Source organism: Novosphingobium sp., assembly GCF_041915465.1.
Taxonomy (GTDB): domain Bacteria; phylum Pseudomonadota; class Alphaproteobacteria; order Sphingomonadales; family Sphingomonadaceae; genus Novosphingobium.
On record NZ_JAYSBK010000176.1, the window covers coordinates 1 to 2,952 of the forward strand.

The window sequence follows — 2,952 nt, forward strand, 5'->3', positions numbered from 1 at the left end:
GGGGGCGGCCTGATTGCGGACCGCAGCAGCGGCCGCCAACAAACAAGAAGGAGTTAAACCATGCCCTCGACCACTGGCTCGCGAACCCTCTCCGCGCGGCCGCGCCCTCCCAAGCCCGAAGCCGAAGAGATCGAAGAAGCAGCCCCGCTGCCGCTGACCGGCGCAAAGGGCCAGAACCTGCAGGATCAGTTCCTCAACCTGCTGCGCAAGCACAAGGTTCCCGTCACCATGTTCCTGGTGAAGGGCGTGAAGCTGCAGGGCATCGTCACCTGGTTTGACAACTTTTCGATCCTGCTGCGGCGCGATGGCCAATCGCAGCTGGTTTACAAGCACGCGATTTCCACGATCATGCCCAGCCAGCCGATCGACGCGCGCCAGTTCGGCAGCTCGGGCGATGGTTCGAAGAAGGTTCGCCTGCTGCAGGACGTGTTCCTCTCCAGCGTGCGCACTGCGGGCGTGCAGGTCACCATGTTCCTGGTGAACGGCGTGATGCTGCAGGGCCGAGTTGCCGCCTATGACCTGTTCTGCATGCTGCTCGAGCGCGAGGGCTATGTGCAGCTGGCCTACAAGCACGCCGTTTCCACGATCCAGCCTCTCGCCCCGGTCGATCTGACCGGCGATGGCTGGGAAGAAGACACCGAAGAAGGCGAAGAAGCCTGAGCATAACGTTTGGAGATGAGCTGGAAGGCGAAGTTGCTCGCGGTGCGCGGGCCGTGGTCGTTTACCCTGAATTCCGGGGTAGGGGCGCCAGTGGCACGGACACCGCGGCGCGGCTCGAAGAGGCCAGGGGGCTTGCGCTCGCCATTGGCCTTGTCGTGGTCGATGCCTTCGCGATTCCCATCCGCGACGCCCGCGCCGGCACCCTGTTCGGCGAAGGCCAGATTCAGAACATCGACGTCGCCTGCAATCTGGGCGCGGCGGAACTGGTCATCGTCGATGGCTCGCTCTCCGCGATTCAGCAGCGCAATCTTGAAGAAAAGCTCAAACGCAAGGTGATCGACCGCACCGGACTGATCCTCGAAATCTTCGGGGAGCGGGCCGCGACGGCGGAAGGGCGCCTGCAGGTTGAACTCGCCCACCTCGACTACCAGGCCGGCCGACTGGTGCGCAGCTGGACCCACCTCGAGCGTCAGCGCGGCGGCTTCGGCTTCCTTGGTGGCCCCGGCGAAACCCAGATCGAGGCCGACCGCCGCCTGATCCGCGACCGCATGGCCAAGCTGCGCCGCGAGCTGGAACAAGTGCGCCGCACCCGCGGCCTGCACCGCAGCCGGCGCGAGAAGGCGCCCTGGCCGGTGATCGCGCTGGTCGGCTATACCAACGCGGGCAAGTCCACCCTGTTCAACCAGCTGACCGGGGCCGACGTCATGGCGCAGGATCTGCTGTTTGCCACGCTCGATCCCACGATGCGGCGCATCCGGCTGCCGGGGATCGACAAGGCAATCCTTTCGGACACCGTGGGGTTCATTTCCGACCTGCCTACACAGCTGGTCGCCGCTTTCCGGGCTACACTTGAAGAAGTGACCGCCGCCGATGTGGTGGTCCACGTGCGCGACATCGCCAATCCGGATACATTGGCGCAAAAGCGGCAGGTGCTCGCCGTGCTGAGCGACCTTGGTCTGACTGACAGCGAGGGTGGCGACATGGAAGGCAGCGGGCCGCCGGTGCCGATCATCGAGGCATGGAACAAGTGGGACCTGCTCACCCCGGATCAGGCCGCCGACCTGCTCGAACAGGCCGCACACCGCCCGGACGAGGTAATCGTGCCGGTTTCGGCGCTGACAGGGGAAGGCTGCGACAATCTGCTCGAAGCGGTCAGCAAGCTGCTTACCTCGGGCGCGCGGCTGCACAGCTTCGTCCTGCCGGTCAGCGATGGACAGCGCCTGGCTTGGCTCCATGCGAATGGCGAAGTGTTGAGCGATGAAGACGCGGGCGAGGACAAGCGCGGGCCACTGCGGCGCCTGTCCGTCCGGCTTGAACCGCGTGAACTAGGCCGGTTTAGCCGCCTCTGAGGCTTTGACGTCGTTCCAAAGCGCGTCTTGCTGCTCAAGAGTGAGCGAGGCGAACACCACACCCTGCTTCTCGGCCAGCGCCTCCATCCCCCTGAAACGGCGTTCAAACTTTGCATTGGCCTTGCACAGGGCCTCTTCGGGCGAAACGCCATGGAACCGCACCAGGTTGACTGCCGCAAACAGCAGGTCGCCGGCTTCATCGATGCGTTCCGCTTCTGTTCCAGCCGCGGCCAGTTCGTCGATTTCCTCAAACACCTTGGCCTTGGGGCCTTCCACGTCGGGCCAATCGAAACCCTGCCGCACCGCGCGCTTCTGCAGCTTTTCCGCGCGCATCAAGGCGGGAAGGGCGAGGGCGACCCCATCGAGCGCGCTGGTTGCCCCCTTGGCGGCACGTTCTTCGGCCTTAAGCCGTTCCCAGCGTTCCTCGCGCGATTGGCCGAGATCCGCAGCGTCGCCGAAAATGTGCGGGTGGCGCGCTTCCATCTTGGCGCTGATCGTGTCGGCCACGGCTTCGAAATCGAACAAGCCAGCTTCTTCCGCCATGCGCGCGTGGAACACAACCTGGAGCAACAGGTCGCCAAGCTCGTCCACGAGCGACGTCATGTCGCCGCGCTCGATCGCATCGGCAACCTCGTATGCTTCCTCGATGGTGTACGGTGCAATTGTCGCGAAGCTCTGCGCCAGATCCCATTCGCAGCCGCGCTCCGGATCGCGCAGCCGCGCCATGATCGCGAGCAGGCGTTGAAGGCCCGTCAGGCCCGTTAGGGAGGTGGTCTTGGCTTCGCTCATCTCTGATCTTTAAGAATGATAATATATATTATGTTAATAGCGATACCGCAACTGTCCATGTAAACTGTGTCCAGTGTGATGGGGAAAGGCTTGCAGTCACGGCGGTCTTTCAACAGTATCAGCGACCGTGTCCACTTCGTTCGCCACGACGCCC

General features: G+C 63.8%; 3 protein-coding genes. 2 read left to right on the top strand and 1 reads right to left on the bottom strand.

All coding sequences use genetic code 11. From position 1 onward, the window contains the following. Positions 1-60 precede the first annotated feature (60 nt). Together hfq and hflX are read left to right on the top strand one after the other, a co-directional pair. Entirely contained in the window at positions 61-660 is a 600-nt protein-coding gene (gene hfq, locus ACE3SN_RS16635) for an RNA chaperone Hfq (protein WP_374531921.1), read from the top strand. 53 nt (positions 661-713) lie between these two features. Further along, positions 714-2,009, top strand: a complete 1,296-nt coding sequence (gene hflX / locus ACE3SN_RS16640; protein WP_374531922.1) for a GTPase HflX — start codon at positions 714-716, stop codon at positions 2,007-2,009. Here hflX and mazG read toward each other — a convergent pair. Further along, positions 1,986-2,798 carry a nucleoside triphosphate pyrophosphohydrolase gene (gene mazG / locus ACE3SN_RS16645; RefSeq protein WP_374531924.1) on the bottom strand — a complete coding sequence of 271 codons (813 nt, stop codon included), beginning with the start codon at positions 2,796-2,798 and terminating at the stop codon, positions 1,986-1,988. The two genes, hflX and mazG, sit on opposite strands and share 24 nt — an antisense overlap. Positions 2,799-2,952: the final 154 nt, after the last annotated feature.